Here is a 23653-nt window from a genome sequence, read left to right as displayed (position 1 = left end):
CCTGAACGCCATCGAGGGCGAACAGAAGCGGAATTCTAGGGGTTTCAGTCGGTTAGGGTCAACCCTGCCGTGGCTTTTGCCTGGAAATCGCCGGATCGGGCGACCGCCGGGCGCCCTGCCTGAATGGCTTCAGGCCCGGCCCCGCGCAACGGCCGCCCCGGCGGGTCGATTTCCGGCGATTTGCCCCGACCTTGTGACCTCGCTAGGCTCCCCTGTTCGGCTCCGAACGCACACCCAGGTCCCAGACTCGATGGCGATGGATTTCATCCGCATCCGCGGCGCGCGGACGCACAACCTCAAGAACATCGACCTCGACCTGCCGAGGGAGAAGCTGATCGTCATCACCGGTCTGTCGGGGTCGGGCAAGTCCTCGCTCGCCTTCGACACGATCTACGCCGAAGGCCAGCGCCGCTACGTCGAGTCGCTCTCGGCCTACGCGCGCCAATTCCTCAGCGTGATGGAGAAGCCCGACGTCGACCACATCGAGGGCCTCAGCCCCGCGATCGCGATCGAACAGAAAGCCACCTCGCACAACCCGCGCTCGACCGTCGGCACCATCACCGAGATCTACGACTACCTGCGCCTGCTCTACGCACGCGTCGGCACGCCGCGCTGCCCCGACCACGGCTTCCCGCTGGAGGCGCAGACCGTCAGCCAGATGGTCGACCAGGTCATGGCGCTGGCGAAGGACGCCAAGCTCGCCGAGCAGCGCTGGATGCTGCTTGCGCCGGTGATCCGCGAGCGCAAGGGCGAACACGCGCAGGTCTTCGAACAACTCCGCGCGCAGGGCTTCGTGCGCGTGCGCGTGGATGGCGTGTTGCACGAGATCGACGCCGTGCCGCCCCTCGCGCTGCGCCAGAAGCATACGATCGAAGCGGTGATCGACCGCTTCAAGGTGCGCGACGACCTCAAGCAGCGCCTCGCCGAATCCTTCGAGACCGCGCTCAAGCTCGGCGACGGCATGGCGATCGTGCAGGCCATCGACGATGCGTCGCTCGCGCCGCAACTGTTCTCATCGAAGTACAGCTGCCCGGTCTGCGATTACTCGCTGCCCGAACTCGAGCCGCGCCTGTTCTCCTTCAACTCGCCCGTCGGCGCATGCCCGACGTGCGACGGCCTGGGCGTCAGCCAGTTCTTCGATCCCGCGCGCGTGGTCGTGCATCCCGAGCTCTCGCTCGCGGCCGGCGCAGTGCGTGGTTGGGACCGCCGCAACGTCTACTACTTCCAGCTGATCGCTTCGCTGGCGAAGCACTACGGTTTCAGCGTCGATACCGCGTGGGCGGACCTCGCCGAAGACCAGCGCCAGGCCGTGCTGTACGGCAGCGGCAACAACGTCGTCACCTTCAGCTATCTCACCGAAGCGGGCGGGCGCACCTCGCGCAAGCACAAGTTCGAAGGCATCCTGCCGAACCTCGAGCGCCGCTACCAGGAAACCGAGAGCGCCGCGGTGCGCGAGGAACTGGCGAAATACATCAGCGAGCGCCCGTGCGTGGAATGCGGCGGCGCACGATTGAACCGCAGCGCGCGCAACGTGTTCGTCGCCGATCGTCCGTTGTCCGACATCGTCGTGCTGCCGGTCGACGAAGCGCTCACCTTCTTCCTGCACCTGGAACTGCCGGGCTGGCGCGGTGAGATCGCCGTCAAGATCGTCAAGGAAATCGGCGAACGCCTGCGCTTCCTCGTGGACGTGGGCCTGGATTACCTCACGCTCGAACGCAAGGCCGACACCTTGTCCGGCGGTGAAGCGCAGCGCATTCGCCTCGCCTCGCAGATCGGCGCAGGCCTGGTGGGCGTGATGTACGTGCTCGACGAGCCCTCGATCGGCCTGCACCAGCGCGACAACGAACGCCTGCTCGGTACGCTCACGCGCCTGCGCGATCTCGGCAACACGGTCATCGTCGTCGAGCACGACGAAGATGCGATCCGCCTCGCCGACCACATCGTCGACATCGGCCCCGGCGCGGGCGTGCATGGCGGTGAAATCGTCGCCCAGGGCGTGTTCGCCGACATCCTCAAGGCGCCCCGCTCGCTCACCGGCCAATACATGAGCGGCAAGAAGCGGATCGAAATCCCCGCGCATCGCCACAAGCCGAACAAGAAGATGTCGCTGCACCTGCTCGGCGCCAGCGGCCACAACCTCAAGAATGTCGACCTCGAAATCCCGACCGGCCTGTTTACCGCCATCACCGGCGTGTCGGGTTCGGGCAAATCGACGCTGATCAACGACACGCTGTACGCGCTGGCCGCGAACGAAATCAACGGCGCTTCGCACAAGCCGGCCGCCTATCGCGAAGTGCAGGGCCTGGACTTGTTCGACAAGGTCGTCGACATCGACCAGTCGCCGATCGGCCGCACGCCGCGTTCGAATCCGGCGACCTACACCGGTTTGTTCACCCCGCTGCGCGAGTTGTTCGCGTCGGTGCCCGAATCGCGTGCGCGCGGTTATTCGCCGGGCCGCTTCAGCTTCAACGTGCGCGGTGGCCGCTGCGAAGCCTGCCAGGGCGATGGCCTGATCAAGGTCGAGATGCACTTCCTGCCGGACGTGTACGTGCCGTGCGATGTCTGCCATGGCAAGCGCTACAACCGCGAGACGCTGGAAATCCTCTACAAGGGCTACAGCATCCACGACGTGCTCGAAATGACGGTCGAAGATGCGCTGTCGTTGTTCGAGCCCGTGCCCGCGATCGCGCGCAAGCTCGAAACACTCGTCGACGTCGGCCTGACCTACGTCAAGCTCGGCCAACCGGCGACCACGCTGTCGGGCGGCGAAGCGCAACGCGTGAAGCTCTCGAAGGAACTCTCGCGCCGCGATACCGGCCGTACGCTCTACATCCTCGACGAACCGACCACCGGCCTGCACTTCCACGACATCGAGCATCTGCTCGCCGTGCTGCACAAGCTGCGCGACGACGGCAACACGATCGTGGTGATCGAGCACAACCTCGACGTGATCAAGACCGCGGACTGGGTGATCGACCTCGGCCCGGAAGGCGGCCACCGCGGCGGCACGATCCTCGCGACCGGCACGCCGGAAGACATCGCCGGCATCGGCCATTCGCACACGGGCCGCTTCCTCGCGAAGGTGCTCGGCACCGAAGCCAAGCCGACCAAGCCCGCGCCGAACCCGCGTCCGGAAGCGCCGCGCCCGCCGTCGAAGGCTGAAAAACTCGCGGCCAAGAAGGCGGCGAAACAAGCGGCGAAGACGACGCGGAAGTCCGCGGCATGAGCGAAGCGCCGAAAGCGCCGCTGTTCCGCATGGAGATCGCGCCGCGCTGGCGCGATCTCGACGCGTTCAACCACGTCAACAACAGCAACTTCCTGACCTACCTGGAAGAAGCGCGCATCCAGTGGTTCGCGTCGATCGGGCGCGAGTGGCTGAGCGACACGATGATGCCGCTGCTCGCGGCGGTGCAACTCAACTACCGCGCGCCGATTCCGTATCCGTCGAAGATCGCGATCGCGCTGTTCGCCGATCGCGTCGGCAACACCAGCGTGACGGTCGGGCATCGCATCGAATCGACGGATGGCGCGACGCTCTACTCCGACGGCCACGTCGTGCTGGTGTGGATCGATCCGAAGAGCGGCCGTCCGATTCCGTTGCCGGATGGGGTGCGCGAGATGGCCTCGCGCGGCTGAGGCTCAGGGATTACGCACCGCGAACGTGCCGTGCACGACGCGTCCGTCCTGCAGCGCGAAATCGATCGTTACCTTGTCACCGGCCTTCAGCGGCGACGATGGATCCAGCAACATCAGGTGCAGGCCGCCGGGCTTGAACTCGGCGCTCGCGTTCGCAGCGATCGGCAACAGCGGCACCGCACGCATGCGGCTCACCCCGTCGACGAGTTTGGTCTCGTGCAGCTCCACGCTCGCGTAGGCAGCGCTCTTCGCACTGGCGATTGTCGCCGGCACCTTGCACGCGTTCTCGATCCGCCCGAATCCCGCATGCATCGGCATGCCACCCGGCACCAGCCGAATCCAGCCATCGCGCACCACGGGCACGCAAACGGCATCGGGCTGGCCCTTCGCACAAGCGGGCGTTGCGAACACGACGGACATCAACGCAATGGCGGCGATCGAACGAATCGTAGTCATGCGCCTATGATAGCCCCCGCCCCCAATCCCGGACCCGCCCGCATGCTCGTCGAACGCATCCCGCACGGCCCCATCGTCGAACTCAAACTGGCGCGCGCGCCGGTCAATGCGCTCGACCCCACGCTCTGCAACGACTTGCGCACCGCGCTCGCCGATGCGATCGCCGGTGGCGCGCAAGGCATCGTGCTGTCGGGCGGCCCGAAGGTGTTTTCCGCCGGCCTGGACGTGCCGTTCCTGTTGTCGCTCGGCGAGGACCGCACCGCGTTGCTGTCCGCGTGGTCGGCGTTCTTCGACGTCGCGCGTGCGCTCGCCGAGTCGCCGGTTCCCGTCGCCGCCGCCCTCGCCGGCCATGCGCCCGCCGGTGGTTGCGTGCTCGCGTTGTGCTGCGACTATCGCGTCATGGCCGAAGGCCCGTATCGCCTGGGCCTCAACGAAACCCAGGTCGGCCTGGTCGCGCCCGAAGGCATCCAGTGGTTGATGCGCCGCATCGTCGGCCTGCATCGCGCCGAACGCCTGCTCGTCAGCGGGCAGATGCTCGACAGCGCGCAGGCGCACGCGATCGGACTGGTCGACGAACTCGCTGCGATCGACGATGTCGCCACGCGCGCGCGCCTGTGGCTCGAAGGCCTGATCGCATTGCCGCGCGAACCGATGCTGCGCACGCGCGCGATTTCGCGCGCCGATGTCGTGGCCGCGATGCAACCCGAGCGCATCCAGCTCGAACGCTTCATCGACGCGTGGACCGCGCCGGATACGCAACAAGGCCTGCGCGCGCTGATCGCGCGCCTGGGCAAATAATCAGGCGCCTTCGGCGATCGGCCGCGACGGATCGGAGATCCATCCGCTCCACGAGCCGGTGAACAAGCGCGCGCCGCGCAGTCCGGCGCGCTCCATCGCGAGCAGGTGGTGGCACGCGGTGACGCCCGAACCGCACATCACGATCGCCTCGCCCGCCGGCTTGCCGTGCAGCAATGCGCGGAATTCGTCGGCCAGGTCCGCCGGTGGCTTGAACTTCCCGTGGTCGAGGTTCATCGCGAAATGGCGATTGACCGCACCGGGCACGTGCCCGGCGATGCGATCGATCATCTCGTTCTCGCCGCGGAAGCGATCCGCGGCGCGCGCGTCGATCAGCACGTAACCGGCGTCGAGGCTTTCCTGCACCTGTTCGGCGTCGAGCAATCGCGTCGCATCGAACGTGCCCGAGTAGCGCGCGGCGACCGGCTTCTTCGGCGTGGAATCCACCGACAGCCCCAGCGAGGTCCAGCGCGACCAGCCACCGTCCAGCACGGCGACCTTCTCGTGCCCGAGCGCGCGCATCAGGAACCAGAAGCGCGAGGCGTGCGCGCCGTCGCCGTCGTCGTAGGCGACGACCTGGTCATCCGGGCTGATGCCCCACTCACCGAGCTTCTGCGTGAAGCGTGCAGCGTCGGGCCAGGGATGGCGGCCGGCGCCGGTGCGCTTCATGTCGGACAGATCGCGGTCCAGGTGCGCATACACCGCGCCCGGCAAATGGCCGACGAGGAACGCGCTTTCGCCCGCCATCGGGCTGGCCAGGGTGAACCGGCAATCGACGATCTTCACGTCGGGCCTGCCGATGGCGATCGCAAGCGTTTCCGCCTGCACGAGGGTGTTCCAGCCGGACATCGGTTCCTCCGGTGCGGGCGGGGGCCCGCGATCCTTTCTGGGTCTAGCTTGCCGCAGCGATCCGTTCGCGCAGGTTGAAGAGGATCGAAGCGGTGGCGCCCCAGATCCGCTGATGCGGGTTACCCCTATCCACGAATTCCAGCACCCGGCGCGGCCGTCCACCCGGAATCGGCCGACCGAGCAGTGTCGCGACATCGGTGGCGTTGAGGTTGGCCGGGTCCAGCAGATAGGCCAGCGGGACTTCGAAAACCTCCGCCACTTCCCCCGGATCGGGGCGTGGTACGAACTCGGGATCGACCATCGCCACCAGGGGCATCACGCGGAAACCGGTGATGGTGCAGAGCGGATCGAGGAAACCGACCGGCGCGACCTGCGCCGATTCCAGCCCGATTTCCTCGTGGCTTTCGCGCAGCGCGGCGGCGATGGCGTCGCGGTCGTCGGGCTCGATGCGACCGCCCGGGAAACTCACCTGCCCGGCGTGGTGGCGCAATGCGTCCGTACGCCGCGTGAGCAGCACCTGCCAGCCCTCGCGTCGCGTGACCAGGCCGACCAGCACCGCGGCTTCGCGCAAGGGCCCGTCGGGCAGCAGGTCGACGATCTCATCGTGGTTCCAGCCGTGGCCGGCGGGCGGCGCGTCGACGGGATGCAGCACCGCGCGCAGGTGCATCAGGTCCAGGCCCGCGCTCATTTCGGCGCGTAGGGTGGCCGCGCCGGGAGCACGACGTCCATGACGTGCAGGCGTTCTTCATCGCTCATCACGCTCCAGCGCGCGATCTCGTGCGTCGTACGACGGCAGCCCGAACACAGGTCCTGCGTATCGAGTTCGCAGATGCCGATGCACGGGCTGAGGACGGGACGGAAGGTGGGCGCTGGTTGCACGGTGCGATTTTGACCGATTGCGATGCCTGAAAAAGAGAACGCCGGCGCTGGGCCGGCGTTCGTCCTTGCTGCGTTTGCGGAATTACTTCGCCGAAACCAGCTTCACCTCGAACACCACCGCGACATTCGGCGGGTACGGGCTGCGCGGGTCGGCGCCGAAGCCCTGGTCCGGCGGGAGGGCGATTTCCCACTTGGAACCGGCCGGCATGTTGGTCAGTGCTTCACGCATGCCCTTCATCTCGACGGCGGACATCTTGATGCCGGTGAGCTTCTCGGCGGCCGGGGCCGTCGCGGGGCGCTTGTTGAGCGGGAACGGACCGGTGACTTCGAGGTCGACCGTGCTGGCCGCGGTCGGCTTGGCGCCCGTGCCGTTCTCGATCACGCGGTACTGCACGCCGCTCGGCAGGGTCTTCACGCCGGTCTTGGCCTTGTTGGCAGCCAGGAACTGGTCGGACTGGGCCTTGTTGTCGGCCGAGGCCTTCGTGAACTCGGCCTTGCGCTGGTCCGCACGCGCCTGCTGGCGCTTCTGCAGGCCGGCGATCACCGGCTCGAGGTCCTTCTCCGCGACTGCGGGCTGCTTCTTGGCGTAAGCGTCCTGCATGGCCTTGTAGACGGTGGCCATGTCGACCTGCTCGCCGCTGGCGGCGAGATCGCTGCCGAAGCGGTAGCCGAAGTAGTAACTGAGCTTGCCCTTTTCACTCGTGGTCTCCTGGGCGTGGGCGAAGCCCGCGAACAGGGTCAAAGCCGCGACGGTGGCGGCAAGCAGACGCAACTTCATTCGGAACGTACCTCTTGGAATGGGAATGCCCGTCCGTCGGTCCCGGATGGGCGCGCTAGGATAGCGGCGCAAGCGCTGAATCGCCACTGACGACCGGGCCCTGTGACCGGGCCCCGCGGCAGAAGTTCCGCGCCCGGCGAAAGCCGCTTCCATCCCCACTCCCCATGAGCCCGCGCATGCCCGATTCCGTCCTGCTGACCGCCGACCGCGGCGCCGTTCGCACCCTCACCGTGCACCGCCCCGACAAGCTCAACGCCCTGAACGCCGAAACGCTCGACGCCCTCCACGCGGCCTTCCGCGCGGCGGCCGAGGACGCAAGCGTCCGTTGCATCGTCCTGACCGGCAGTGGCCCCAAGGCCTTCGTGGCCGGTGCGGACATCAGTGAAATGAACGCGCTCACGCCGGTGCAGGGCCGCGACTTCTCCCTGCGTGGCCAGCGGATGATGCGCGGCATCGAAAAAATGCCCAAGCCGGTGATCGCGATGGTGAACGGCTTCGCACTCGGCGGCGGGCTCGAACTCGCGATGAGCTGCCATCTGCGCATCGCATCCGACACCGCGAAGGTCGGCCAGCCCGAAATCAACCTCGGCCTCATCCCCGGCTTCGGCGGCACGCAGCGCCTGCTGCGCCTGGCCGGCCGCGCGGCAACGCTGGAACTGTGCCTTGCCGGCGCGCCCATCGACGCGCAGCGCGCGATGCAACTGGGCATCGTCAATCGCGTCGTGCCCGCGGCGGAATTGGAAGCGCAGACGATGGCGCTCGCCGATCAACTCGCGAATGCGGCACCGCTGGCCCTGCGCGGCATCCTGGACTGCATCAACGTCGGCGGCGAGTGCGGCATCGAAGAAGGCCTGGAATACGAAAGCGCGCAGTTCGGCCTGATGTTCGCCACCGACGACATGCGCGAAGGCACCACGGCGTTCCTCGAACGTCGCAAGCCCGCCTTCGCCGGCCGCTGATGTTCGCGTGCGTCGCCTGCGCGTGCGCCTCGTCCGACGGCGAGGCCGCGCATCGCATCCTCGCGGCCTTGCGCGAGGACGATCTGGATCGTGCGATCGAACTCGGGTTGCTGGACGAGACCACGTGCGAACAGTGCAGCCCCGGTTGCACGCTCGCCCTCGCACAGGCACGCGACGTGCGGCGCCGCGCACTCGCCGCCCGCGAACGCCATCGCGACCGTGCCCTGCGGCTGGAACGGCTGCAACGCGAACGCGATGCACGCCGCGCACCCACGCAGGCACGAACCGGCGCACCGGCATTGCCGCCCGCTGCAGCAGCCGCACTCGAACGTGCGAAAGCGCGCGCCGCGCAGAAGAAGGACTGAAGCGTGGCGGTCGCCAGGAAACGCCGTGCGCGCCGCACGCTTCTCACCAAACCCGACATCGTCGAACTCTTCTCGCGCCTGCGCGAACTCAACCCGCACCCCACCACCGAACTCGAATTCAAGACCCCGTTCGAACTCCTCGTCGCCGTCGTGCTCTCGGCGCAATCGACCGACGTCGGGGTAAACAAGGCCACGCGCAAACTCTTCCCGGTCGCCAACACGCCGGCTGCGATCGTGAAACTCGGCGAGGAAACACTCAAGCGCCATATCGCGACCATCGGCCTGTTCAACACGAAGGCGGCCAACGTCATCGCGCTGAGCCGCCGCCTGCTGGAAGAACACGACGGCCAGGTCCCGCGCGACCGCGAAGCCCTCGAAGCGCTGCCGGGCGTAGGCCGCAAGACGGCGAACGTCGTCCTGAACACTGCCTTCGGTGAACCGACGATGGCGGTGGACACCCACATCTTCCGCGTGTCCAACCGCACGGGCCTGGCGCCGGGCAAGGACGTGCGCGAAGTCGAGGACAACCTGCTGCACGTCGTGCCGCCCGAATTCCTGCATGACGCGCACCACTGGCTGATCCTGCACGGCCGCTACACCTGCATCGCGCGCAAACCCCGATGTCCCGCCTGCCCCATCCGCGACATCTGCCGCTACAAGGACAAGACGATCGACATGACTGAAGCGTCCCTGTCATGCGGACGACATTTGTCACAATAACGAAAGATTCACGGCCTACGCTGCGCGGCATTCATCCACAACCCGCCAGAACGGCCCACACATGAACCTGTCCCGCAGCACCCTTGCCCTCGCGCTGCTCGGCGCCATCGGTTGTTTCGCCGCCCCGGCCGCCAAGGCCCAGGTCGCGATCGACGTGATCGGCGATTCGGAAGTGACCTTCGAAGGCCTCGTCCAGGCCGACCTGTACTGGTACGACGCCGACTTCGCGCTCCTCAACGCCGACGGCCCCGACGGCCGCGACGGCGATTACGAGATGCGCCGCGCCGAACTCGTGCTGAAAGGCAAGGGGCCGGGCAACATCGAATGGGTCATGGGTTACGACGCCAAGGCCGACAAGTGGCTCGACGTCAACGCCAAGTACAAGTTCGGCGGCAACGCCAACCACTTCGTGCAGTTCGGCCAATACAAGCAGCTGATGTCGTTGGAAGAGTTGTCCTCGACGAAGAACAACGATTTCATCGCGAAGGCCTCGATCACCAACACCTTCGGCGTCGCGCGTCGCCTCGGCGGCATGTACCAGTACGGCGACACCAACTGGGCGATCGCCGCGAGCATGTTCACGCGCGAACTGACCGAGCATCCCTCGCCGACGCCGCACGGCCCGGGCTGGGGCATCCGGGGTTACTGGGCGCCGATCAACGGCAACGGCAACATCTTCCACGTCGGCGCTTCGTACAACGAATACGACACCTTCGGCGACACCGCGCGCTGGCGCGCCCGCCCGCTCGCCGACCTGTCGAACCGCATCGTCGACACCAGCGACATGAAGAACACCGACCGCAACAAGACCTTCGGTCTGGAATCGTTCTGGGCGCATGGCCCGTTCAAGCTCCAGGGCGAGTACATGAAGACGGAAACCGACCGCTACGGGCTGGGCCCGAATGCGGAGACGTTCTCGGCCGACGGTGCGTACATCTCCGGTCTGTGGAACATCACGGGTGAGTCGTTCGGTTACAAGAACGGCGTGCCGACCACGCCCCTGCCGAACAATCCGGCCGGCGGCATGTGGCAGGTGGGTTTGCGCTACGACACGATCGATTTGAACGACGGCAGCGTCGTTCCGGGCGCCACGCCGACGTCGAGCCCGCGCGTGCTGGGTGCGCTCGGCGGCGAGATGGATTCGTGGACGGTCGGCGTGAATTGGTACTGGCGCTCGAACTTCAAGTTCATGCTCGACTACGTGTTGGTCGATTCTTCGAAGTACATCGGCACGACCTCGTCCTCGTACGCCGAGAACGCGATCAACAACAACCGCACGTTCAACCGCGTCGTCGACGACAGCCCGAACATCCTCGAAGCGCGCGTGCAGTTCTACTGGTAATACTCACTCCCCCCCCATGGGTCATTGAAAAGGCGCGGCCGGAAGGTCGCGTCTTTTTCTTTGCCAGGAGCGTTCCACCCTCCGCTTGCGCGCCGCCCGAACGTCGTGAGTTCCAAATTTTTTCGGGAAAAAAATTTGAAACTCACAACGCTGGGGCATCACCTTTCGGGTCGCTTCGATCAAGGGCTTTCCGCCCGGGCTTTCATCGGGGGCTGCAAAGCAAGCTTTGCAGGAAGCCAATCATTGCTGCCGAAGAAGCAGAACCACCACACCAGGTGAGCCTCGCCGCGTGACGTGGTGTGGTTCACCAGAGCAAGGCCATGGATGGCCTTGCGCTCGCGACTCGGTGGGCAGGGATGCCGCTTCCGGGAGCGACAGGGGAACCACACCACGTCACGTGGCGAGGCGTCCGTCCGAAGAGGCGTTTTGCTTTAGCGGTGTCACACACGTGTCACATCCCCAACATCCACGTGTCACGCAACGGTTATGGAATGCACGCATCCGGGCGGCGTCGCTCGTGCCTATTCCTCCAGGAGACATCCGTGTCCTACTTCGCTCCGCTCCGCACCACCGCGCTGTCGCTGGCGCTCGTCCTGGCCGGCGGTTTCGCCGCGTCCGCCCATGCTGCCGACGTCACGGGCGCGGGTGCGTCCTTCGTCTATCCCATCATGTCGAAGTGGTCGGCCGATTACGCCGCCGCCACGAGCAAGAAGGTGAACTACCAGTCGATCGGTTCGGGCGGCGGCATCGCCCAGATCAAGGCCGGCACGGTGGACTTCGGTTCGTCGGATGCCCCGCTGAAGCCGGAAGAACTCGCGAAGTACGGCCTGGCGCAGTTCCCCTCGGTGATCGGAGGCGTGGTGCCGGTGATCAACGTGCAGGGCGTCGCCGCTGGCGCGATGAAGCTCGATGGCCCGCTGCTGGCCGACATCTTCCTCGGCAAGGTCACGATGTGGAACGACCCGCGCATCGTCGCGATCAACGGTGGCCTGCAGCTGCCGGCGAAGAAGATCACCATCGTGCATCGCTCCGATGGTTCGGGGACGACGTTCAACTTCGTCAACTTCCTCTCCAAGGTCAGCCCGGAGTGGAAGACCAAGGTTGGCGAGGGCACGGCCGTGAAGTGGCCGGGTGGCATCGGCGGCAAGGGCAATGAAGGCGTGGCCGCGTACGTCAAGCAGATCAACGGTGGCATCGGCTACGTCGAGATGTCCTACGCGCTGCAGAACAAGATGACCTACTCGCGCATGAAGAATGCCGCGGGCAACTTCGTCAACCCGAGCAACGACAGCTTCCAGGCCGCGGCGGCGAGCGCCGACTGGGCGAACGCGAAGGACTTCTACCTGGTGATGACGAATGCACCGGGCGAACAGGCCTGGCCGATCACCGCGACCAACTTCATCCTGATGTACAAGCAGCCGAAGAATGCGGCCGGCGCGAAGAACGCGAAGGATTTCTTCGCGTGGGCGTACAGCAACGGGGATGCCTCGGCGACGAAGCTCGACTACGTGCCGCTGCCCGATGCGCTGGTCAAGCAGATCGAAGGCTACTGGTCGCAGAACCTGAAGTACTGAACAAGGTCCGATCCCTCCTCCCGGACCTTAGAGAACGCGGGCGCACTGCCCGCGTTCTTTTTTGTCCGGCGCACTGTCATCCGCGTGTCACGGAACTGCCACACGCTAACGCCATGAATTCGATCGCCCTTCCCGTCGATGTCTCCGACGCGCGCTCCACGCGCGACGTCCGCAACGACCGCGCCTTCGCCTGGCTCGTCGGTACGGCCGGTGTGTTCGTGCTCGTCGCGCTCATCGCGGCGGCGTTCTCGATGTTCTGGGGCGGCCGCCTCGCCTTCCAGACCTTCGGCCTGAAATTCCTCTGGACCGACGCGTGGGACCCGGTGAACCAGGTCTTCGGCGCGCTGGTTCCCATCTACGGCACGCTGGTCACCGCGTTCGTCGCGATGCTCATCGCCGTGCCGGTGAGCTTCGGCATCGCGATGTTCCTCACCGAGATCGCGCCGAAGTGGTTGCGCAGTCCGGTCGGCGCGGCCATCGAACTGCTCGCCGGCATTCCGTCGATCATCTACGGCATGTGGGGCCTGTTCGTCCTGGTGCCCGTGCTCTCCGAACACGTGTACCCGTGGGTCGACGAACACATGGGCACCTTGCCGCTCGTCGGCCGCTTCTTCGCCGGCCCGCCCCTCGGCCTGGGCATGGGCACCGCGGGCCTGGTGCTCGCGATCATGGTCATCCCCTTCATCGCCTCGGTCATGCGCGAAGTGTTCCTCACCGTGCCGGGCCGTTTGAAGGAATCGGCGTACGCGCTCGGCTCCACGCGCTGGGAAGTGGTGTGGGACGTGGTGCTGCCTTACACGCGCTCTGCCGTGATCGGCGGCATCTTCCTCGGCCTGGGCCGCGCGCTGGGCGAAACGATGGCCGTCACCTTCGTGCTCGGCAATGCGCACGAACTCACTGCTTCGCTGCTGATGCCGGGCAACTCGATCGCCGCGACCATCGCCAATGAATTCGCCGAAGCCGATTCGGAAATGTATCGCAGCTCACTCATCGCATTGGGCTTCGTGTTGTTCCTGGTCACCTTCACCGTGCTGACCATCGCGCGCCTGATGCTCCGCCAGCTCGCGCGCAGGGAAGGCAACTGATGGCCAGCATGGAAACCCTCTACAAGTTTCGCCGCGCCAAGAACCTGACCGCGCAGGTGCTCGCCACCGCCGCGACGCTCTTCGGCCTGTTCTGGCTGGCGTGGATCGTCTGGACGACGCTGCGCAACGGCATCGCCGCGCTCGACCTCGACCTCTTCACCAAGATGACGCCGCCGCCCGGCGACGACGGTGGCCTGCTCAACGCGATCTTCGGCAGCGTGGCGATGAGTTTGCTCGGCGTGCTGTTCGGCGCGCCGATCGGTGTCCTGGCCGGTACGTATCTCGCCGAATTCGCACGCACGCGTTTCACCGCGCGCCTCGGCGAAACGATCCGCTTCGTCAACGACATCCTGCTGTCGGCGCCCTCGATCGTGCTCGGCCTGTTCGTCTACACGCTCGTCGTCGCACCGATGGGGCACTTCTCCGCGCTGGCCGGCGCGATCGCGCTCGCCTTCATCGTGCTGCCCGTCGTCGTGCGCACCACGGATGAAATGCTCCGCCTGGTGCCGGCACAGATGCGCGAAGCCGCACTCTCGCTCGGCGTGCCGCAGTGGAAGGTCACCGTGCAGGTGCTCTATCGCGCCTCGCTGCCGGGCATCGTCACCGGCATCCTGCTCGCGCTGGCTCGCATCTCCGGCGAAACCGCGCCGCTGCTGTTTACCGCGCTCAACAACCAGTACTGGACGACCGACCTCTCGCAGCCGATGGCGAACATCCCGGTCGTGATCTTCCAGTACGCCATGAGCCCGTTCGAGCAATGGCACACGCTCGCCTGGGCCGGTGCCTTCGTGCTCACGGTGTTCGTGCTGCTCGTTTCCCTTGCCGCCCGCGCGATCGTTTCCCGCTCGCGCATGGTCCACGACTGATTCCCTTTCCATGACGCTCTTCCAGCGGATCCCGCACATGAACGACGCACGCATCGCCGTCGCCACCCCGCAACGCGACAACACCCTGGCGACACTCTCGCCGATCAAGCTCGCCGCGCGGGGCCTGGACTTCCACTACGACAAGTTCCACGCGGTGAAGAACATCCACCTCGAGGTGCCCGAGCATCGCGTGACTGCGCTGATCGGACCGTCGGGCTGCGGCAAGTCGACGCTGCTCCGCATCTTCAATCGCATCTATGCGCTGTACCCCAAGCAGGTCGCGTCGGGCGAAGTGTTGCTGGACGGGCAGGACGTGCTCGACCCGAAGTACCCGCTCAACCGGTTGCGCAGCAAGGTCGGCATGGTGTTCCAGAAGCCTGTGCCGTTCCCGATGACGATCTACGAGAACGTTGCGTATGGCATTCGCCACCACGAGCGTTTGTCGAAGGCCGACATGGACGTGCGCGTGGAAGAAGCGCTGCGCCAGGCCGCGCTGTTCGACGAGGTGAAGGACAAGATGAAGCAGAGCGCGCTGGGCCTGTCCGGCGGCCAGCAACAGCGCCTGTGCATCGCGCGCGCCGTTGCCCTGCGCCCCGACGTGCTGCTGCTCGACGAACCGACCTCCGCGCTCGACCCGATTTCGACCAGCCGCATCGAACAACTCGTCGAAGAACTCAAGCAGCGCTACACGATCGTGATCGTGACCCACAACATGCAGCAGGCCGCGCGTGTTTCGGATTACACCGCCTTCATGTACCTGGGCGACCTGATCGAACACGACACGACCGAAACCATCTTCTCCGATCCCTCGAAGCAGCAAACCGAGGATTACATTACGGGGCGTTTCGGATGAATCAACTCCACGACCACATCGTCAAGAGCTACGACGAAGACCAACGCCGCCTGCTCGACGAAATCGTGCGCATGGGCACGATGGCCGCGGCCCAGCTGGAGGCCGCGCTCGACGTCGTCGAACGCCGCGACGACAAGGCCGCCGAACGCATCGTCGCCAACGACGAAGCGATCGACGCGATCGAGCGCGAGATCGACCACGGCGTGATGAAACTCGCCCTGCGCGGCCCGATGGCCCGCGACCTGCGCACGATCCTCGCCGCACTGAAGGTGTCGTCGGACATCGAACGCATCGGCGACTACGCCGCCAACGTCGCCAAGCGCTCGTGCGCGCTCAATCTCTCGCCCCCGCTCCCGCACACCCGTGGCCTGGATGCGCTCGGCCGCCTGGCGCTGGAGCAGGTGCGCGATGTCATCGTCGCCTACCGCGACAGCGACGCCGAGGCCGCGCAGCGCGTCCGCAATCGCGATGCCGAACTGGACACGCAGTACACCGGCCTGTTCCGCGAACTGCTGACCTACATGATGGAAGACGCGCGCTCGATCACCCCGTGCACGCACCTGCTGTTCATGGCCAAGAACCTGGAACGCATCGGCGACCACGCGACCAACATCGCCGAGAACATCTGGTTCCTGGTGCATGGGGAAGATCCCCTGCCCCCCCGGGAAAAGCGCGACGCCACGAATCGCTGACCATGACCTGTGGCACGGGCCGCATCCGCGGCCCCAGGCCCCTGCGTATCTCCATCGAGCTCAGGCATCATGCCGCCTGCTCGCCCTGCGGCCTGGCCGCGTCATGGAGATGCGTAATGTCCAGCAAGATGAAATCCCCCCTCGCCCTGGGTGCCGCGCTCGCGGGCGGGCTGGTGCTGACCGGTTCGGCCTTCGCGATGCAGCCGCTCGCCACGGGCTACATGGTGTCGGCCTCCGCCGTGGCCGAAGGCTCCTGCGGCGCGGACTTCAAGGCCAAGCAGGCCGAGAAGACCGCCGACACGAACGCCAAGGCCGAAGAAGGCAAGTGCGGCGTGGCGAAGATGGACAACGACAAGGACGGCAAGGTGTCGAAGGCCGAGTTCGCCGCCGCGCACGACAACGACGACAGCAAGTTCGCCTCGCACGATGCCAACAGCGACGGCTTCATCACCGCCGAGGAAATGCGAGCCCACATGGGCGGCTCCGGCGGCGCGGGCAAGAGGATGCAAGAAGGCAAGTGCGGCGAAGGGAAGTGCGGCGCCGGCGCCTGATCGGCTGATGGCGCTTCCTGCTGCCTCTGCGGGACTCGGCCTGCGGCGCGCCCTGATGGGCGCGCTGCAGGACGCTCCGATGGGCGCGTTCGACTTCCTCGAATGTGCGCCGGAGAACTGGATCGGCGTAGGCGGGCGATTGGGTGATCAATTTGCGTCGCTCGTGTCGGCGCATCCCATCAGGTGTCATGGCTTGTCGTTGTCGTTGGGTGGGCCTTCGGCGCTTGACGACGAATTCGTCGATCGCGTCGGTACGTTCCTCGACCGGCACGCCATTGCCGAGTACAGCGAACACCTGAGTTACTGCAGCGACGACGGCCAGTTGTACGACTTGCTGCCGATTCCCTTTACGGAGGCAGCCGTGCGACATGTCGCCGACCGCATCCGCCGCGTGCAGGATCGCCTCGGGCGCCGCATCGCGATCGAGAATGTCAGCTACTACGCCGCGCCGCATCGCGCGCTCGATGAAGCCGACTTCGTCAATGACGTCCTCGAAGCCGCCGACTGCGACCTGCTGCTCGACGTCAACAACGTCTACGTCAACGCGATCAACCATGGCTACGACGCGCGCGCCTTCCTGGCGGCGATGCCGACGGCGCGCATCACGCAGTACCACATCGCCGGGCATTACGACGAATCGGACGACCTGAAGATCGACACGCATGGCGCGTCGGTGAAGGGCGATGTGTGGGGGTTGCTCGATCATGCGTATGCGTTGCATGGCGTGCGGCCAACCTTGCTCGAACGCGACTTCAACTTCCCCGCGTTCGACGTGTTGCTCGCGGAAGTCGAGCGGATTCGCGAGATTCAGCGCCGCCATGTCTGAAGAATTGCGCGCGCAACAGATGGCCTTCGCCGCGCACCTGCGCGATCCCGAAGGGAATACGGCGCCCGACGGGATCGAAGATCGCCGCCTGAAGATCTATCGCGATCTCCTCTTCGGTAGCATCGAAACCTTACTGGCGTCGAACTTCCCCGTGATCCGGAAGACGCTCGGCGATGACGCCTGGCGTGCGCTGGTCCGTGCGTTCTACGCAAACCATCGCGCGCAAACCCCACTGTTCACGCAGGTCGGCAACGAATTCGTCGAATGGCTCTCCCCCCGCGATGGATGGCTCCCCGAACTCGCCCACTACGAATATGCGGAACTGGCGCTGTCGATCTCCGACGCCCCGGTTCCGCCGCATGACCCGAACGGCGACCTCGTCGACGAAATCCCCATAGCTTCCCCCCACGCCTGGCCCCTCGCCTACACCTGGCCCGTCCACCGCATCGGCCCGGACCACCAGCCGGACGCACCGCCGCCGGAACCGACGCTTCTATTGCTCCACCGCGACCCCGCGGGCGACGTCCACTTCTCCACGCTCTCCCCCGTGACATTCCGCTTGCTGCAACTGATCGAGCCCACCAACGCCACCGGCCGCACCCTCCTGCAAACCCTCGCAACCGAAGCCGCCGCGCCCGACCCAGACGCCTTCCTGCGCGAGGGCGCGTCCATCCTGGAACACCTCCACACCAAAGGCGTGCTGCTGGGAACCGTGCCGCGCTGCTAGGCTGTTCGAATGACGCAGCCCGACACCCCGCCCGTCGCCGAACCCGGCAGTCAGGCCCCACCGTTCCGCCGCATGTCCGACCGCTTCCGCGGGTATCTCCCCGTGGTCGTCGACGTCGAAACCGGCGGCTTCGACTGGCAGAAACATGCGCTGCTGGAAATGGCGGTGATCCCGATCGACCTCGATGCGCAGGGCCGCTACATCCCCGGCGAAGTCGCGAGTTCCCACTTCATCCCCGCACCCGGCCTGGCGATCGACCCCAAGTCGCTCGAAATCACCGGCATCGTCCTCGACCACCCCTTTCGCTTCGCCAAGCACGAGAAAGAAGGCCTGGACCACGTCTTCGCCGCCGTCCGCGCCGCCGTGCGCAAACACAACTGCCAGCGCGCGATCCTGGTCGGCCACAACGCCCACTTCGACCTCAACTTCCTCAATGCCGCCGTCGCCCGCGTGCAACACAAACGCAACCCCTTCCACCCCTTCAGCGTGTTCGACACGGTGACGCTGGGTGGCGTGGCCTTCGGGCAAACGGTGCTGGCCCGCGCAGTGCAGGCCGCGGGCATGGAGTGGAACGGAGAGGAAGCGCACTCGGCGGTGTACGACGCGGAGAAGACCGCGGCGTTGTTCTGCACTGTGGCGAACAAGTGGGGGATCGGCATGGCCGGCCCCGCTGCGCTAGACCTGCGTGACGATGCTGGCGTAGATGGAGAGCGCGAAGATGACCCACGCGCCTAGCCAGGACACGAAATAGCGACGAAACATGCGTCGTTCCGTCGCGTCGAAGTCGCCGTCGCGGAAGAACAAGCGCACAGGCAGCGGGTCGAGCCACATGAAGTTCCGCGGCTTCCCGAAACGCTCGAAACGCCCCGTCGTCTTCAAATGCCCGACCGTCATCGACCGGCCTGCCCCGCGCGCACGCGGCGCGACCGCCACAACCCATACGCACTCACCAACACCCACGCAGTCTCGAGCACGAACACCGAGATGTTGAACGAGCCCATCAACGACACGAGGATGCATGCCGCGCCAAACAGGTTGAGCAACTGATACGCCGCCCCGTCCCCGCGCATCTTCCCCATCTGCTGCGCCGCGAACGCCGCGAGGATCATCAGCGTTCCCGTGAACCCGACGAAGTCGTACCAGGCGAAATTCACAGGCGCTGTCTCACCGCTTCGAACAACGCGACACCGGTCGCGACCGACACATTGAGACTCTCGAACTCACCCGGCATCGGAATGCGCACCAACTGATCGCAGTTCTCCCGCGTCAACCGGCGCAGGCCATCGGCCTCGCCGCCGAGCACCAGCGCGACGTTGCCCTTCATGTCGATCGAATACAGCGACGCCTCGGCATCGCCCGCCAACCCGTAGATCCACACACCCTGCTGCTGCAGATCGCGCAGGCACCGCGCGAGATTGGTGACGCGCACGACGGGAATGTTGTCCGCCGCACCGGCCGAGGTCTTGCGCACGGTCGCGTTGACCTGCACCGCCTTGTCCTTCGGAATCACGACCGCCGTCACCGCCGCCGCCGCCGCACTGCGCAGACACGCACCGAGGTTGTGCGGATCCTGCACCCCATCGAGCACCAACACGAGCGCCTTGCCCGCGGCCGCCTCGACCAACCCTTCCAACTCATCCTCGCCCCAGGTCTTGGCGGCGGCATAGCGTGCGACCGCGCCCTGGTGGCGGAGCCCGCCGGCGACACCGTCGAGCGCGTTCTGCGCCACGCGGCGGACCTCGATCCCGAGGCGCCGGGCCTGGGTTTCGATCTCGGTGATGCGGGGATTCTTGGCGTTGGCCTCGAGGAGGACCTCGCGCACGTTCTCGCCGTCGTGCTCGACGGCGGAAGCGACGGCGTTGATGCCGGCGATCCAGGGGGATTGTTTGTTCATGGGCGGCATTGTGCCCGAAACGATGGCGTGTCCTCGGAAGACTGCCCAACTGCGACGGCGGAGAAATTGGGGGCCTTGCTACCAAAAGTAACGTACCTAAACGCGAATTTGGCCGTAGAGCATATTCATTCACGTGCTATAAGCACGCCGGGGAAAATAGGGCGGGACTTATGGGGCGCGATCTAACTGGCGGCATTGAAGCTGCGTACGCGGAGCGAATTGACCTAATGGTGGTAGCGCTCACGGGGCGCACTGGCAGCGGGTGTACTACGACCGCCAACGCACTCACGAGTGAATTCTCGGCCATTCCGTTTTCCCCGACCGGCCTTTCACCTGCCGAGATTCGCAAATTTGAGATCTGCAAACAGTTCGCAGAGAAGCAGTGGAAACCTTTTAAGGCTATTTCTGTTTCAGCTGTGATCCTCAGCTTTCTCATTCTTGAGCCATGGGATTTGGTTGAGAAGCTTTTGACTGAACAAAAGCTCCAGAGCTTCATCGAACCCTTTCAGACAATACACACTTCGCTTCGTGGCGATGCACACTTCAAGGACTACGAAAGCCTATCGTTGAACCACGATCAAAAAGCATCAGTGGGCGCCTGGGCGTTCTACGCCGGACCTTTAACTGCAGCGGCCTTCGCTACGCGCCAACTCTTCGGAAACAAGTACCCCAGCCTATTTCAAACGCTTGGAGACAACATTCGTCTTAGCGGGTCTGCAGTTTCGAAGGTAGTCAATCCGAAGAAAGTGTTCTCGCTGATCACTCGCGTGAAGCGACTGACGAAGGCAGCCGGTCGCTGGGACCGGGAGCACAACATCGAGAGCACTCGAATCGTAATCGATGCCGTCCGGAACCCCCTTGAACTTGTTTATCTGCGCGATCAGTTTGCAGCTTTTTACGCAATCGCAATCACAACTGATGACGAAGAGCGGCGCGCCCGCCTCACAGAAATCGGGATGGCAAAGCGCGAAATTGAGGCATTGGATTCTAGGGAGTACTCCAAGAAGTCTCTGAACTCTTTCGAAAACTTTGTGTCGCAAAACCTCCAGGAATGCATTCAGAAATCTGACTTGTTCTTCAACAATTCTGGCAAGCCAGGGACCTTTGAGCAGTCACGGACGCATCTAAATAGCCAAGTTGTTCGATATGTAGCATTGATGTTGCGCCCGGGTTTGGTAACGCCCACTCCAGACGAAAGGTGCATGCAGCTTGCCTTTGTCGCAAAGCTCAACAGTGGCTGTATCTCGCGTCAAGTTGGAGCGGCCGTCGCTGACTCCAGCTCCTCGATCAAAGCGGTTGGTTGGAACGATGTTCCGAAGGGACAAGTGCCCTGCTTGCTGCGTGACGTCTCTAGTTTGATGAACGGCTCAGATCAAGCTGCTTTCAGCGACTACGAGCTCAACAACCCCGATCTTCGAAAGCATTTGTCAAAGACTTTTGCAATAGCTCCCGAGATGAAAGCCTCTGCAGGATTGTCTTGCCCTTTCTGCTTCAAAGACGCATACAACAAAATCCAAAACGAGAGAAACCAAGTTCATACGCGTTCCCTGCATGCAGAGGAAAATGCGTTCCTGCAGCTTGCGAAACACGGAAATAGCGGAATTTCTGGTGGCTTCTTGTATACGACGGCCAGCCCGTGTGAATTGTGCTCGAAGAAGGCTTACCAACTTGGCATTCACGAAATTGTCTATGTCGATCCGTACCCTGGGATCTCTTCGACACATGTCCTTCGGTCGGGCGATCCGAAGACGCGCCCAAAGTTGCGACTTTTTAGCGGCGCTGTTGGAAACGCATACCACCGCCTATATGAGCCTCTGCTCCCGGTCAAGGACGAATTGATGGCGCGACTCTCCGGCGACCCAACAGTGACCCTCCTATAGTTCGACGTTCGTCGAACTCGTGGATCAAGAGGCGACCACCACAGAAGCGTTAGCAGACACACTTCAGTGCGACGTTGTAGATCCTTGGCGCAAGATTGCTGACCGCTGTCGCTCAGTCCCGAATCCGTTTCGCAAACAGTTGGCTCCCTTTTACAGCGTCGCGGACCTCTATCGCAGGGTCGTGGACCTCTATCGCAGGGTCGTGGACCTCTATCGCAGGGTCGTGGACCTCTATCGCAGGGTCGTGGACCTCTATCGCAAGGTCGTGGAACCGTTCGCAACCGCCGCAGGCCGTTCGCCCAAGGTTGGGAACCGCTATCGCGGGATTACAGACCCCTCGCACAAGATCGGTAGACCCATAGACAGGGTCGTAGATTGCTAGCGCGGGGTCGCGGACCTCTAACGCAACGTCACAAACGCCTTTCGCAGGGTGCGTTTTCTTTACGAACGCATCTGCGACGCGCGCAAACTTTCCTCTGTTGCCTTCCCTCGCCTTCGGTCAAAAACTCCAAGCGAACTTTCCCCCTGGAGTACCGAAATGACGCAAGACCTCGCTTCGATGACGATCACGCAGGAGACCGAGGACGAGATCATGGCCTTGTTCGCCCGCCTTGAGGAACTGTTGCCCGGGTTGCTCTCCTTGGCCGTCGGCGATCGCAAGAGCATGTCGATCATGGGGCCCACGAGTGAGCGCTACGTGCGCCTGAACCTCGATCTGGCGAACCAGAACGCCGGCCTGATCCCGCCGGACTTGAACCTGGCCGGCGCCAATGCCGACCTGGAGGCGCGCGACCGCATGCTGCGCATCGCCAACCGCGCAAAGCTGTTCGCCGACAAGTGCGAGGACACGGTCACCGCGCTCGGTAGCGACCTGATGGCCTTCTCACACCGTTGCTACGCGATCCTCAAAGTCCTCGGCAAAGCGACGGGACTGGAAGATGCCATCAAAGAACTCAGCTATCGCTGGGCTCGGCGCAAGAAGAAACCCGCGGCGACGAACGAGGGTTAATGGATCGCTGGTGATTCGTCAGACGCATAGCGCGTTCGCGTCTGATTTTTTGAGCGCTCGTTGATCGGCAACATGCAAGCCGGAGCTGAAAACTCCAGTCAACGAAGCAATACAAAGTGGCCCCTCTGCGTCGGGAGGGGACCAATACAAGACCTCGCAAGAGGAAATACGTCCGCCGTCGTTGACCGGTTTTCACCTCCCGACACCTTGCGTCGCATTCGCGACGCAAGTCCTTCCAGTCCAGGAGGTTGCCATGTCCAAAGTCGTCAACGACCCGCGCACCAGCACCGCCGTCCTCGCCATCCCCGAGCCCGCGCACTTCTCGCTGGTGCAGATCGCCTACTTCGTGCGTTTGATGGCGCACCTGACCCAACCCGGCGGTAGCGCCAGCGACCACGATGCACGCCTACGCCCAAGCGCCTTGGGCTGGTGCTTCTCCAACCTGTCGAAGGAACTCGATGCAATCATCGAGGCCACTTACCTTGCGGACGATGCCGCAAAGCAGCCAGGCAAGTCAGCTGCCAGCAGGCGTCGCAAACTGAATTGACGTCGCAGGCTGTGCTTCCGCTTCCCCGCCAATGATCGGCTCCCTGCAAAGCTTGCTTTGCAGCCCCCAATGACAGCTCGGGCGAAAGCCCCCTGATCGAAGCGACCCGCAAGGTGATGCCCCAGCGTGGGGAGTTTCAAATTCATTTTCCCAAAATGGATTTGGAACTACCCACGTTCCGGGCGGCGCGCTAATAGGCTTCCGAGCGGGCCTTACTTGGACACAACAATCAAACAGGCGCGTACGTCAACCGAACCACCTGGTCATCGATATACTTCACCGAGGCCAAGGAAGTCCGGGGCACCCGACCATGAAAACCCATTTGGCTGGACCATGGGAGTTACATCAGCCTACAGCCACGCTGTAAGGT

General features: G+C 64.4%; 24 protein-coding genes and 1 pseudogene. 19 read left to right on the top strand and 6 right to left on the bottom strand.

Annotated elements, in window-relative coordinates; translation table 11 throughout:
• Nucleotides 1-250 precede the first annotated feature (250 nt).
• Together uvrA and ACXJJ8_RS13880 are read left to right on the top strand one after the other, a co-directional pair.
• Nucleotides 251-3226, top strand: coding sequence for an excinuclease ABC subunit UvrA (uvrA, locus tag ACXJJ8_RS13885; protein WP_499031164.1), 2976 nt, complete (start codon nt 251-253; stop codon nt 3224-3226).
• Nucleotides 3223-3636, top strand: a complete 414-nt coding sequence (locus ACXJJ8_RS13880; protein WP_499031163.1) for an acyl-CoA thioesterase — start codon at nt 3223-3225, stop codon at nt 3634-3636. The genes uvrA and ACXJJ8_RS13880 overlap by 4 nt, the downstream gene beginning before the upstream one ends.
• Nucleotides 3637-3639: 3 nt before the next feature.
• On the opposite strand, the gene ACXJJ8_RS13875 is transcribed toward ACXJJ8_RS13880, so the two are convergent.
• Nucleotides 3640-4092: a copper chaperone PCu(A)C gene (locus ACXJJ8_RS13875; RefSeq protein WP_499031160.1), complete on the bottom strand. Its 453-nt coding sequence runs from the start codon at nt 4090-4092 to the stop codon at nt 3640-3642.
• A 42-nt stretch (nt 4093-4134) separates the two neighbouring features.
• Between ACXJJ8_RS13875 and ACXJJ8_RS13870 the strand changes: the two genes are divergently transcribed.
• A complete protein-coding gene (locus tag ACXJJ8_RS13870; RefSeq protein WP_499031158.1) occupies nt 4135-4890 on the top strand; it encodes an enoyl-CoA hydratase/isomerase family protein in 756 nt (251 codons plus the stop codon).
• On the opposite strand, the gene ACXJJ8_RS13865 is transcribed toward ACXJJ8_RS13870, so the two are convergent.
• The 3 genes and pseudogenes from ACXJJ8_RS13865 to ACXJJ8_RS13855 form a co-directional block, all read right to left on the bottom strand.
• The gene (locus ACXJJ8_RS13865) at nt 4891-5736 is read right to left on the bottom strand and encodes a sulfurtransferase (RefSeq protein ID WP_499031156.1); all 846 of its coding nucleotides are present in this window, start codon (nt 5734-5736) and stop codon (nt 4891-4893) included.
• Between the two features lie 43 nt (nt 5737-5779).
• Nucleotides 5780-6615, bottom strand: a pseudogene (locus ACXJJ8_RS13860) (NUDIX hydrolase).
• 82 nt (nt 6616-6697) lie between these two features.
• A complete protein-coding gene (locus ACXJJ8_RS13855; RefSeq protein ID WP_499031155.1) occupies nt 6698-7393 on the bottom strand; it encodes an FKBP-type peptidyl-prolyl cis-trans isomerase in 696 nt (231 codons plus the stop codon).
• 176 nt (nt 7394-7569) lie between these two features.
• Between ACXJJ8_RS13855 and ACXJJ8_RS13850 the strand changes: the two genes are divergently transcribed.
• From ACXJJ8_RS13850 to rnt, 13 genes are all read left to right on the top strand, one after another.
• Nucleotides 7570-8352 carry an enoyl-CoA hydratase/isomerase family protein gene (locus ACXJJ8_RS13850; protein WP_499031154.1) on the top strand — a complete coding sequence of 261 codons (783 nt, stop codon included), beginning with the start codon at nt 7570-7572 and terminating at the stop codon, nt 8350-8352.
• Nucleotides 8352-8717 carry a hypothetical protein gene (locus tag ACXJJ8_RS13845; protein ID WP_499031152.1) on the top strand — a complete coding sequence of 122 codons (366 nt, stop codon included), beginning with the start codon at nt 8352-8354 and terminating at the stop codon, nt 8715-8717. The genes ACXJJ8_RS13850 and ACXJJ8_RS13845 overlap by 1 nt, the downstream gene beginning before the upstream one ends.
• A gap of 3 nt (nt 8718-8720) precedes the next feature.
• Nucleotides 8721-9437, top strand: coding sequence for an endonuclease III (gene nth, locus ACXJJ8_RS13840; RefSeq protein WP_499031150.1), 717 nt, complete (start codon nt 8721-8723; stop codon nt 9435-9437).
• Between the two features lie 61 nt (nt 9438-9498).
• Complete coding sequence (locus ACXJJ8_RS13835; protein WP_499031149.1) at nt 9499-10779, top strand: OprO/OprP family phosphate-selective porin; 1281 nt, start codon at nt 9499-9501, stop codon at nt 10777-10779.
• A gap of 437 nt (nt 10780-11216) precedes the next feature.
• Entirely contained in the window at nt 11217-12353 is a 1137-nt protein-coding gene (gene pstS / locus ACXJJ8_RS13830; protein ID WP_499031148.1) for a phosphate ABC transporter substrate-binding protein PstS, read from the top strand.
• A gap of 113 nt (nt 12354-12466) precedes the next feature.
• Complete coding sequence (pstC, locus tag ACXJJ8_RS13825) at nt 12467-13438, top strand: phosphate ABC transporter permease subunit PstC (RefSeq protein ID WP_499031146.1); 972 nt, start codon at nt 12467-12469, stop codon at nt 13436-13438.
• Entirely contained in the window at nt 13438-14304 is an 867-nt protein-coding gene (gene pstA / locus ACXJJ8_RS13820) for a phosphate ABC transporter permease PstA (RefSeq protein ID WP_499031144.1), read from the top strand. The genes pstC and pstA overlap by 1 nt, the downstream gene beginning before the upstream one ends.
• Nucleotides 14305-14341: 37 nt before the next feature.
• Entirely contained in the window at nt 14342-15157 is an 816-nt protein-coding gene (pstB, locus tag ACXJJ8_RS13815; protein WP_499031142.1) for a phosphate ABC transporter ATP-binding protein PstB, read from the top strand.
• The gene (phoU, locus tag ACXJJ8_RS13810; protein ID WP_499031139.1) at nt 15154-15849 is read left to right on the top strand and encodes a phosphate signaling complex protein PhoU; all 696 of its coding nucleotides are present in this window, start codon (nt 15154-15156) and stop codon (nt 15847-15849) included. Before pstB ends, phoU begins: the two co-directional genes overlap by 4 nt.
• A gap of 116 nt (nt 15850-15965) precedes the next feature.
• Complete coding sequence (locus ACXJJ8_RS13805; RefSeq protein WP_499031136.1) at nt 15966-16400, top strand: EF-hand domain-containing protein; 435 nt, start codon at nt 15966-15968, stop codon at nt 16398-16400.
• Between the two features lie 7 nt (nt 16401-16407).
• A complete protein-coding gene (locus ACXJJ8_RS13800) occupies nt 16408-17226 on the top strand; it encodes an HvfB family MNIO-type RiPP peptide maturase (protein WP_499031134.1) in 819 nt (272 codons plus the stop codon).
• Nucleotides 17219-17953 carry an HvfC family RiPP maturation protein gene (locus ACXJJ8_RS13795; RefSeq protein ID WP_499031131.1) on the top strand — a complete coding sequence of 245 codons (735 nt, stop codon included), beginning with the start codon at nt 17219-17221 and terminating at the stop codon, nt 17951-17953. The genes ACXJJ8_RS13800 and ACXJJ8_RS13795 overlap by 8 nt, the downstream gene beginning before the upstream one ends.
• Before the next feature lie 9 nt (nt 17954-17962).
• Nucleotides 17963-18688 (top strand): ribonuclease T, encoded by a 726-nt coding sequence (rnt, locus tag ACXJJ8_RS13790; protein WP_499031129.1) that lies wholly within the window; start codon nt 17963-17965, stop codon nt 18686-18688.
• Between the two features lie 155 nt (nt 18689-18843).
• Here rnt and ACXJJ8_RS13785 read toward each other — a convergent pair whose 3' ends face one another.
• Both ACXJJ8_RS13785 and rlmB read right to left on the bottom strand, forming a co-directional pair.
• Nucleotides 18844-19107, bottom strand: a complete 264-nt coding sequence (locus tag ACXJJ8_RS13785; RefSeq protein ID WP_499031127.1) for a CBU_0592 family membrane protein — start codon at nt 19105-19107, stop codon at nt 18844-18846.
• Nucleotides 19104-19847: a 23S rRNA (guanosine(2251)-2'-O)-methyltransferase RlmB gene (gene rlmB, locus ACXJJ8_RS13780; RefSeq protein ID WP_499031124.1), complete on the bottom strand. Its 744-nt coding sequence runs from the start codon at nt 19845-19847 to the stop codon at nt 19104-19106. Before rlmB ends, ACXJJ8_RS13785 begins: the two co-directional genes overlap by 4 nt.
• A 170-nt stretch (nt 19848-20017) precedes the next feature.
• Between rlmB and ACXJJ8_RS13775 the strand changes: the two genes are divergently transcribed.
• From ACXJJ8_RS13775 to ACXJJ8_RS13765, 3 genes are all read left to right on the top strand, one after another.
• Nucleotides 20018-21727 (top strand): hypothetical protein, encoded by a 1710-nt coding sequence (locus ACXJJ8_RS13775; RefSeq protein WP_499031122.1) that lies wholly within the window; start codon nt 20018-20020, stop codon nt 21725-21727.
• Between the two features lie 538 nt (nt 21728-22265).
• The gene (locus ACXJJ8_RS13770; RefSeq protein WP_499031119.1) at nt 22266-22736 is read left to right on the top strand and encodes a hypothetical protein; all 471 of its coding nucleotides are present in this window, start codon (nt 22266-22268) and stop codon (nt 22734-22736) included.
• 253 nt (nt 22737-22989) lie between these two features.
• Nucleotides 22990-23283, top strand: a complete 294-nt coding sequence (locus tag ACXJJ8_RS13765) for an XAC0095 family protein (protein WP_499031117.1) — start codon at nt 22990-22992, stop codon at nt 23281-23283.
• Nucleotides 23284-23653: the final 370 nt, after the last annotated feature.

It is taken from the genome of Lysobacter sp. P5_C4, from assembly GCF_054049695.1.
This window is presented reverse-complemented; position numbering and strand designations above follow the sequence as displayed.

Coding starts and splice junctions, on each gene's coding strand:
- ACXJJ8_RS13795 (WP_499031131.1), top strand. CDS start 17,219: ATGTCTGAAGAATTGCGCGCGCAACAGATGGCCTTCGCCGCGCACCTG.
- ACXJJ8_RS13800 (WP_499031134.1), top strand. CDS start 16,408: ATGGCGCTTCCTGCTGCCTCTGCGGGACTCGGCCTGCGGCGCGCCCTG.
- ACXJJ8_RS13835 (WP_499031149.1), top strand. CDS start 9,499: ATGAACCTGTCCCGCAGCACCCTTGCCCTCGCGCTGCTCGGCGCCATC.
- phoU (WP_499031139.1), top strand. CDS start 15,154: ATGAATCAACTCCACGACCACATCGTCAAGAGCTACGACGAAGACCAA.
- uvrA (WP_499031164.1), top strand. CDS start 251: ATGGCGATGGATTTCATCCGCATCCGCGGCGCGCGGACGCACAACCTC.
- ACXJJ8_RS13865 (WP_499031156.1), bottom strand. CDS start 5,736: ATGTCCGGCTGGAACACCCTCGTGCAGGCGGAAACGCTTGCGATCGCC.
- ACXJJ8_RS13880 (WP_499031163.1), top strand. CDS start 3,223: ATGAGCGAAGCGCCGAAAGCGCCGCTGTTCCGCATGGAGATCGCGCCG.
- pstB (WP_499031142.1), top strand. CDS start 14,342: ATGAACGACGCACGCATCGCCGTCGCCACCCCGCAACGCGACAACACC.
- ACXJJ8_RS13775 (WP_499031122.1), top strand. CDS start 20,018: ATGGGGCGCGATCTAACTGGCGGCATTGAAGCTGCGTACGCGGAGCGA.
- ACXJJ8_RS13770 (WP_499031119.1), top strand. CDS start 22,266: ATGACGCAAGACCTCGCTTCGATGACGATCACGCAGGAGACCGAGGAC.
- ACXJJ8_RS13850 (WP_499031154.1), top strand. CDS start 7,570: ATGCCCGATTCCGTCCTGCTGACCGCCGACCGCGGCGCCGTTCGCACC.
- rlmB (WP_499031124.1), bottom strand. CDS start 19,847: ATGAACAAACAATCCCCCTGGATCGCCGGCATCAACGCCGTCGCTTCC.
- ACXJJ8_RS13765 (WP_499031117.1), top strand. CDS start 22,990: ATGTCCAAAGTCGTCAACGACCCGCGCACCAGCACCGCCGTCCTCGCC.
- ACXJJ8_RS13875 (WP_499031160.1), bottom strand. CDS start 4,092: ATGACTACGATTCGTTCGATCGCCGCCATTGCGTTGATGTCCGTCGTG.
- ACXJJ8_RS13845 (WP_499031152.1), top strand. CDS start 8,352: ATGTTCGCGTGCGTCGCCTGCGCGTGCGCCTCGTCCGACGGCGAGGCC.
- ACXJJ8_RS13855 (WP_499031155.1), bottom strand. CDS start 7,393: ATGAAGTTGCGTCTGCTTGCCGCCACCGTCGCGGCTTTGACCCTGTTC.
- ACXJJ8_RS13870 (WP_499031158.1), top strand. CDS start 4,135: ATGCTCGTCGAACGCATCCCGCACGGCCCCATCGTCGAACTCAAACTG.
- rnt (WP_499031129.1), top strand. CDS start 17,963: ATGACGCAGCCCGACACCCCGCCCGTCGCCGAACCCGGCAGTCAGGCC.
- pstA (WP_499031144.1), top strand. CDS start 13,438: ATGGCCAGCATGGAAACCCTCTACAAGTTTCGCCGCGCCAAGAACCTG.
- ACXJJ8_RS13805 (WP_499031136.1), top strand. CDS start 15,966: ATGTCCAGCAAGATGAAATCCCCCCTCGCCCTGGGTGCCGCGCTCGCG.
- pstC (WP_499031146.1), top strand. CDS start 12,467: ATGAATTCGATCGCCCTTCCCGTCGATGTCTCCGACGCGCGCTCCACG.